At 73.2% G+C, this 7479-nt stretch carries 7 protein-coding genes and 1 pseudogene; 1 reads left to right on the top strand and 7 read right to left on the bottom strand.

Annotated elements, in window-relative coordinates; all coding sequences use genetic code 11:
• The 7 genes from ACWC9T_RS39825 to ACWC9T_RS39795 all read right to left on the bottom strand — a co-directional run.
• Positions 1–203, bottom strand: a 203-nt coding sequence (locus tag ACWC9T_RS39825) for a universal stress protein (RefSeq protein ID WP_449825929.1), incomplete at its 3' end; no start/stop codon positions are given.
• A 341-nt stretch (positions 204–544) separates the two neighbouring features.
• Positions 545–1258, bottom strand: coding sequence for a VIT1/CCC1 transporter family protein (locus tag ACWC9T_RS39820; protein ID WP_449825928.1), 714 nt, complete (start codon positions 1256–1258; stop codon positions 545–547).
• Positions 1255–1488 (bottom strand): hypothetical protein, encoded by a 234-nt coding sequence (locus ACWC9T_RS39815; RefSeq protein ID WP_449825927.1) that lies wholly within the window; start codon positions 1486–1488, stop codon positions 1255–1257. The genes ACWC9T_RS39820 and ACWC9T_RS39815 overlap by 4 nt, the downstream gene beginning before the upstream one ends.
• A gap of 37 nt (positions 1489–1525) precedes the next feature.
• On the bottom strand, positions 1526–2641 hold the full coding sequence (locus ACWC9T_RS39810) for a baeRF2 domain-containing protein (RefSeq protein ID WP_449825926.1): 1116 nt from the start codon (positions 2639–2641) through the stop codon (positions 1526–1528).
• Between the two features lie 414 nt (positions 2642–3055).
• Positions 3056–4792, bottom strand: coding sequence for a SulP family inorganic anion transporter (locus tag ACWC9T_RS39805; protein WP_449825925.1), 1737 nt, complete (start codon positions 4790–4792; stop codon positions 3056–3058).
• Between the two features lie 168 nt (positions 4793–4960).
• Positions 4961–6085, bottom strand: coding sequence for a site-2 protease family protein (locus tag ACWC9T_RS39800; protein ID WP_449825924.1), 1125 nt, complete (start codon positions 6083–6085; stop codon positions 4961–4963).
• 195 nt (positions 6086–6280) lie between these two features.
• Positions 6281–6880 (bottom strand): cation transporter, encoded by a 600-nt coding sequence (locus ACWC9T_RS39795; RefSeq protein WP_449825923.1) that lies wholly within the window; start codon positions 6878–6880, stop codon positions 6281–6283.
• Between the two features lie 249 nt (positions 6881–7129).
• Between ACWC9T_RS39795 and ACWC9T_RS39790 the strand changes: the two are divergent.
• A pseudogene (locus tag ACWC9T_RS39790) lies at positions 7130–7479 on the top strand (4Fe-4S dicluster domain-containing protein); the annotation flags it as partial.

Genomic DNA, 7479 nt, shown 5'->3' with positions numbered 1-7479 from the left:
TCCCCGCCGGCCCGTAGGCCGATCGCCCGGGCGCGGGCCGCCTCGTCCTCGGCCCGGCCGGTCGGCCACTCCTGCGCGTGCAGCAGCCGCAGCGGCAGGTGGCGCCCGGCCGCCTCGTCCGCCGCCCAGCGCACGGCCCAGCGGCTCGCCTCGGAGCGGTCGACGCCCACGATCACCGGGCGGCGGGTTTCGAAGCCGTTCATCACAGACTCCTTCGTCGGCCCCGGCCGGCGCCGTCACCGGTTCTGTGCGGAGCCCTGACCACCCTCATCGTCAGCCGTTTCCGTGCGGGCGGGGAGGGCCGGTCGGGCCCGGGCTACGGGCCGGTGGGCCCTCGGACCGGTCCCCGGACCTGCTCTCGGGTGCCGCGGCAGGTTCGCGGTCGAGGTTGCCGCAGGTCCACCCGAGCGGCGTCGCGTGCGGACGCTCTACCGCGACGGCGCGGCGCAGAGGCCGCCTGGCGGGGATCAAGCACCGGGCCCATTCGCGTGTCATTGCCGCAGTCCGTCGCAGGCCGTGGGCTCTCGGGGCGAGGACAGGCGGGTCAGACCCCCGACACGTGGGCCAGTTGGCCGACGGCGGCGGTGACGGCCATGGCGAGTCCGCCGCCGATGACGACGCGCAGGGTCGGGCGCAGGAGGGTGGTGCCGGCGGCGCGGGCGGCGAGGGTGCCGGCCAGGGCGAGGCCGCAGAGGGTGACGGCGACGATGAGCCACAGGCGTGCGGTGTCGGTCGAGGCGAGGAGGCCGAGGAAGGGGACGAGCCCGCCGGTCAGGAAGCTGGTGGCGGAGGCGAGGGCGGCCTGGAGGGGGTTGGCGGCGGTGTGTTCGCTGTGGCCGAGTTCGTCGCGCAGGTGGGCCTGGAGCGGGTCGGCCTCGTGCAGGGCCTCGGCGACCTGCCGGGCGAGGTCGCGGGGGACGCCGCGGCTCTCGTAGATGGCGGTGAGTTCGGCGAGCTCCGCTTCGGGGTCCTCGGCGAGTTCGCGGGCTTCCTTGGCACGGTCGGCGGTCTCGACGTCGACCTGGGAGCCGACGGAGACGTACTCGCCGGCGGCCATCGCCATGGCACCGGCGGAGAGGCCCGCGAGGCCGCCGGTGACGACGGTGGAGGTGCTCGCCCCGCTGGCGGCCAGACCGACCATGAGGCTGGCGACGGAGACCAGCCCGTCGTTGGCGCCGAGGACGGCGGCGCGCAGCCATCCGGCGCGGGCGGCCGTGTGGCTCTCCGGATGCGGGGTGAAGCGGTCGTGGCGGGTCATGGGGTCGGCTGCTCCTGTCGGCTCGTCAATGCCTGGGTGATGAACGGCCGCTCGGTGGCGGGGTCGTGCACGCGGGTGAACCGGATGCGGACGCACAAGACGGGCTCGCGGACCTCGTCGAGCAGGGTGAGCACCTTGGCGCGGGCGAGGTCCGCCGTGCCGGGCGGAAGATCGCCCTGGGCTTCGAGCTCGACTTCGGGCATCTGGGCGGCCACCGGGTGGATCGTCATCGGAGGTTCTCCGTTCGCGGTCGTGGCCGAACGGGCGTCAGGTGTAGCGGGTCAGGCCGCCGATCCCCTGGGCGGGTGCGCCGGGGGCACCCGGGCGGAGGATCCGGACATCAGCGCCGGTCAGCAGCGCCGATCGGACGGCGATGTCCGCGAGGTCGGCTTGCACCACCGGAGTGAGGTCCGTCGGCAGGGAGGCGGGCTGGTCGGCGATGTCGGTCGGGCCGGGTCCGAACCACGCGGTGCGGCGGCCGGTGAGGCTGTCCGAGATCAGCAGGGTGCGCAGTGCGCCGTCGGCGAGCGCACGCACGGTCGCGTAGACGCCCTCCACGGCGTGGCCGCGGGGCGAGCGCCCGTCGTCGAGCCGGCGCAGCAGGGCCTCGGTCGCCTCGCGTCCGGCGCGACAGGTCTCCGCCTCGACCTGGGCCATGCGCTGGGGCCAGGCGCCGTCGGGGCTGCGGCTGCCGCTGACCGACCGGATGGACACGTCGCGGCGGACCCAGGCGGGCAGGTGTTTGGTGAGGTACTGGCGGGCGCGGACGTCGCCGGCCAGCATCAGCACGTGGGCGTCCACTTCCGCCAGCGCCGTGTCCAGTGCTTCGGCGACCTGGACGGCATTGTGTTCCCAGGAGTCCTCGGCGCGGTGCTGGTAGCGCATCTGGGATCGGCCGCCGGGCCGGTTGCGCTCGATCTCGTCGTCCGAGCCGATGACGGTCCGGCGGGCGGCCTCCGTGGCACCGTCGAGGTAGAGCCGCAGGTCCGCTCCGGTACGGTCGACAACGGCGACCACGTGCGCGGGGTGATCCTGGCGCCAGGCCAGCAACGGCAGCAGATGCGGCAGCGGCGCCCTGGCAGCCAGGTCCCTCTGTCCGAATCCGGGCAGGACCGCCGAGTGCACCATCTCACCGCGCGCGGCGAAAGCGGCGAGCACACCGGATCCGGGCTGGGAGGAGAGGAAGCGCCGGGTCAGGGCATCCAGGTCGTGGGCCCCGGCCCCCTGGCTCGCGAGGTCGCGGCACAGGCCCTGCCAGCGTTCCTCCGCGTCCAGGCCCATCTCCGGGCGCGGATCGAGATCGAAGTAGACCGACAGGACGGGGCCGGGCGTGGTGAGTACATCACGCAGGGCCTGGGTGCCCGTCTCGGTTCCGGTAGTCATCCGAGCCCTCCTCGGGACGGAAGCGGTGCGGGGGAGGATGGGAGAAGCCGAAGCGGTACAGTCCCTGTGCTTGCGTTCCCCGAGGTCGGAGCGATGCGCGGGGCTGTTTCCGCTCTGTCGGATGGTCCCACGGAGGGCCGGATCCGGCAGCGGATCGGCCTTCGTCATGCCCGGCGGGTGATCGTCGGGCGCGACCTTCGACGGCCCGTCCGGCCCTCACGCCCCGTGGCGGATCTCGCTTTCGTTTCCACAACCCCACCATGCGCGGCCCACCCGGTCCTGCCCAAGGTCCGGTCGCCTCCACCGGACGGGGCCACCCGGCCCTGACGGGTGCGATGCGAGGACCGGAAAGCGGCCAGGAGGCGGGACGTGGGCGGTGCGATCCAGGTGCGACGGCCACGGGCATCGACCATGTCACGCGGTGTCCGCACCGCCCCCGTGGCCCGCGTGCCAGGCCTGGTACGCCTCCACAGCGGTGGGCAGGGTGGGGAAGATCCGCTCCGGACCGATGGACGCGGTCAGGCCGTACGCGTCCAGGTCGTCGAGCAGGTCCTGCTTGACGCGTGCCATGCCGAAGACCATGCCGCGGCTGGTCAGTTCGCGGCGCAGGGCCTCCACCGCGTCCAGTGCGGTGATGTCGACCTCCACGTTGGCCTCGGTGTTGAGCACGAACCACCGCACCGGCGTCGGCTCGTCCGCGACGGCCGCCAGGGCCCGGCTGCGGAAGTCCTCCGCGTTGGCGAAGAACAGCGGGGAGTCGTAGCGGTAGATCACCAGCCCCGGAATGGTGCGGGCCTGGGGATAGTCCTCGATGTCGTGCATGCCGGCCAGGCCGGGGACCAGCCCCTGGACCGCGTCGTGCGGCCGGGCCACCCGGCTCAGCAGCTCGGCCACCGAGAGCCCCACGGCCACCAGTACCCCGTACAGGATGTCCAGCGCGAGGACACCGGCCAGAGAGCCGATCGCCAGCAGCAGTTCCCGGCGGCGGAAGGAGGCCAGCCTCCGGAAGCCCGCCAGGTCGATCAACTGGACGGCGGCGAAGACGACCAGCGCACCGAGCACGGCCACCGGCAGGTGCCTCAGCAGCGGGCCGAGGAACAGCAGCACCGCGAGGACGCAGCCTCCGGCAACGAGCGCGTACGCCTGGGTGCGTCCGCCCGCCGAACGGGCGAGCGCGGTACGGCTCGCGCTGCTGCTCACCGGGAAACCGGAGAGGACGCCGGCGCCCACGTTAGCGGCGCCGAGGGCGAGCAGCTCCTGTTCGGCGTGGAGACGTCCGTCGCCCTCGCCGGATGCGAAGGCACGCGCGGTGAGGACCATGTCGGTGTAGCCGACCAGAACCACCCCGACGGCGGGCAGCACCAGCCGGTCGAGCTCGCTCAGGTCAGGCCGGGACAAGCCCGGCAGCCCGCCCGGAATGGCTCCGACCGCCTGGATGCCGTGTTGCTCCAGGCCGAACGCGGCAACCGCGGCGATGCCGAGCACGACGGCCAGCAGAGGGCCCGGTACCAGGGGGAGGAGGTGTGCGGTGACGAACAGGAACACCAGAGCGACGGCGCTGAAGAGAACAGTGGCGGTGTTCGCCTCGGACAGGTGTTCCACGAAGGACCGTAACCGCGGGAAGAAGCGTGTGCCCTTGACCGGGACACCGGTGAGCCTGGTCAGCTGGTCCGCCAACATGAGCAGGGCGACGCCGGCCAGATAGCCGACCAGGACGGGTCTTGAGAGCATGTCGGCGACGAAACCGAGCCGGGCCGTCCACGCCACCAGGCACAGCGCCCCGACCACGACGGCCAGCGCGGCGGCGAGCGCGGCGTAGCGCCCGGGGTCCCCGCCCGCGAGCGGACCGACCACGGTGGCGGTCATCAGCGCGGTCGTCGACTCGGGCCCGACCGAAAGCAGCCGGGACGAGCCGAGAACGGCGTACACCAGGATCGCTGGCAGAATGGCCCACAGGCCCGCGGCCGGCGGCAGGCCGGCGACGGTGGCGTATGCCATGACCTGCGGTACCAGGTAGGCGGCGACGGTCAGGCCAGCCGAAAGGTCTCCGCGCAGCCACTCCCCCCGGTAGCGCCTGAGCACCGCGAGCCCGGGCAGCGCGGGCACGAAGCGGTGCCGGTCCGGGCCGGGGGCATCGGCGTGCCGCGCCATGGATCTCCTTCCTCCGCGGACTCAGCATGCCGCCGGGAGGGCCCGGTCGCGCGGCGGCGGCCAGCGTGCGGAGGTGGCCAGGGAACTGCTTCTGAGGCACGCGCCTTGACGCCTATGACCTCGGTGCCGATGCCTCGGTCCGGAGGAGTCCGACGAGCGGGAGGAGGCTCATGTTCCGCGCGTGGTCGTCGGAGGTCTCGTGCGGGCGATTCTGCCGAGGTCCTCAAGGGTGACGATGCCCACCAGTCGGCCGTCGTCCAGGACGAGGATCGGCGGTTGGGCGGTCGCGTGGTCCAGGACCTCGACGAGGTCGTCCTCGGGTGCGGCGACCACGCACTCGGAGAGCGGGGTCGCCAGATCGCGGACGCGTATCCCGGATCGGCGGTCGGGCGGGACCGTCGCGAGGCGGCGCAGGTCGACCAGGCCGCTCGGGCGGCCGGCGAAGTCGACCACCGGGATGAGCGGGTGGTGGGTGCGCGCGACGGGTTCGGCGAGGAAGCGGTCCAAGGTGAGCCAGTCGGGCCCGGTGGCCACCGGAGAGGTCATGACCTGTCCGATCCGAGTGCCGCGTAGGGCTGCCACCAGGGCGGCGTGGCGGACCTCGGCCAGCGCGGAGGACCACATGAACAGGCCGACGACCACGAGCCAGATCCCGGCACCGACGCCACGGAGGAACTCCAACCAGCCCGCGGCGGAGAGCAGGAGGCCGCCGACCTGACCGACCCGGCCGGCGACGCGCTCGGCGCGTTCGCGGTCACCCCTGCGGCGCCAGACCGCCGCCTGGAGGATCCGTCCGCCGTCCAGGGGCGCGGCGGGCAGCAGGTTGAACACGCCGAGCAGCAGGTTGGTCCAGCCGGTCCACAGCAGGACGGCCGCAGGCATCGTCCAGTGGAGCAGGTGTTGGGCGCCGAGTCCGGCGGCAAGGGACAGCCCGCCCAGCACCAGGCTGGTGAGCGGTCCGATCCCGGCGACGGTGAACTGGAGTCCGGGGCTCGGCGCACGCCCCATCCGGGTGACGCCACCGAGCGCGAAGACGGTCATGTCGTCCACCCGGATCCCTGCCCGTCGCGCGGTGACGGCATGGGCAGTCTCGTGCAACAGCAGGCTGAGGGTGAGCAGCAGCGCCCCGACCACGCCGGCGAGGCCGTAGACGGCGGCGGAGCGGCCAGGGACCCAGGCCGGAAGCGTTCGCCCGGCCAGGCCGACGCCGAGGAAGAGGACCAGGACAGGCGCGCTCCAGTGAACCCGCAGCGGTATGCCGAAGATCCTGCCCAGCGGTGCGGACCCGTGCATCCTGACCTCTCCTGAGGGCTGTCGACAGCCCTTCGCACATCTCCACTGTCCTCTCGCGGTGCGGGGCGGCCCAGGGCCCTACGGGTACGCCTCCGGGGCGGACGGACCTGTCTCGCCCCCGTACCCGGCCGGACGAGGGGCGGCACCTGGCGCCGGTGACAAACAACGGCTGAACGCCCATGGCCCCCGGGTGGTTCAGTGCTCGCGGAAGAAGATCTCGCGGACCTCGCGCGCGGCGTAGTAGACCAGCACGTAGCCGGCGGCCGGGTCGGCCCACCACCAGCCGAGCGTGGCGTTCAGGACAAGGCCGAGCAGGACCGCCGCGGCGAGCAGGCCGTCGATGAGGGTGACGCGGCCCTCGGCCCTGAGCACGGGGTTGTCCAGGGCGACGCCGGTGCGGGCCTTGCCGAAGGCGAGGACGAACATCACGGCCGTGGTGACGGCGGTCCAGGCGATCCCGAGCGGTGAGTGGTGCGGGTGGAAGCCGCTGACCAGGACGATCGTCGACTGGGCGAGCAGGTAGAGCCCGAGCAGTGCGAAGCCGATCCCGATCAGCCTCAGCGCCCGCCTCTGCCGTTGTTCCCCGGTGCCGGACAGCTCCCAGATCACTACGGTGGAGGCGCCGATCTCGATCAGGGAGTCCAGGCCGAAGCCGGCCAGTGCGACCGAGCGGGCGCCGATCGCGGCGAACGCGAGGACCACGATGCCGATCACGTTCCAGCCCAGGGTCGCGTACTCAAGGGCGAAACCCCGGCGGAGCAGGGTCCGGGGGGCGGTCTCGTTCACGTCGTTCACCGGTCAATTGTCCCAGCCGTCCGTTCGGCGATCTTCATCAGGCGTCGTGTTCGGCTTCCGTGAGCCGGAGACGGCAGGGGCGCCGCCGGCCGCTCGGCGGGGTCCGGAGGGGCTGAGTGGCCACCGGCTTCGGGCCGTCCGGCCCCATGCGCGATCGCCGGGACCGGCGGACAGTGGGATTACGGAACCGCCCGCCGAGGGGAGAGTCACCCGCGGCGGCACCGGCGCGGACAGACCGAGGACGGACCGATGGACACGACCGAAGCGCTCGCGGAACTGGATGAAGAAGGCCTCGCCGCGCTCGTCGAAGCCTTGCGGAAGCGCGGGTTCACCGTGATCGGGCCGACCGTCCGGGACGGCGCGATCGTGCTCGCCGAGCTGGCCTCGGCGGACGATCTGCCGCACGGCTGGGGCGTCGAGACCGAGGCCGGTACCTACCGGCTGCGCCGGCGTGCCGACCGGGCGGCGTTCGCCCACTCCGCCGGGCCGCAGTCCTGGAAGACTTTCCTGCACCCGCCCCGGGCCCGGCTCTGGCAGGCGGACCGGGCCGGGGACGGCACCGTCACCGTCCGTGAGGACGACGACCCGCCGCCCCGCTA

The organism is Kitasatospora sp. NPDC001159, assembly GCF_053598235.1.
The sequence above is the reverse complement of the archived record's forward strand: the minus strand, read 5'-3'. Positions and strand labels throughout refer to the sequence as shown.

Bases quoted from the DNA above. Each gene is read 5' to 3' on its own strand.
- ACWC9T_RS39805 (WP_449825925.1), bottom strand. From the start codon at position 4,792: ATGGCGCGGCACGCCGATGCCCCCGGCCCGGACCGGCACCGCTTCGTG.
- ACWC9T_RS39815 (WP_449825927.1), bottom strand. From the start codon at position 1,488: ATGACGATCCACCCGGTGGCCGCCCAGATGCCCGAAGTCGAGCTCGAA.
- ACWC9T_RS39800 (WP_449825924.1), bottom strand. From the start codon at position 6,085: ATGCACGGGTCCGCACCGCTGGGCAGGATCTTCGGCATACCGCTGCGG.
- ACWC9T_RS39820 (WP_449825928.1), bottom strand. From the start codon at position 1,258: ATGACCCGCCACGACCGCTTCACCCCGCATCCGGAGAGCCACACGGCC.
- ACWC9T_RS39810 (WP_449825926.1), bottom strand. From the start codon at position 2,641: ATGACTACCGGAACCGAGACGGGCACCCAGGCCCTGCGTGATGTACTC.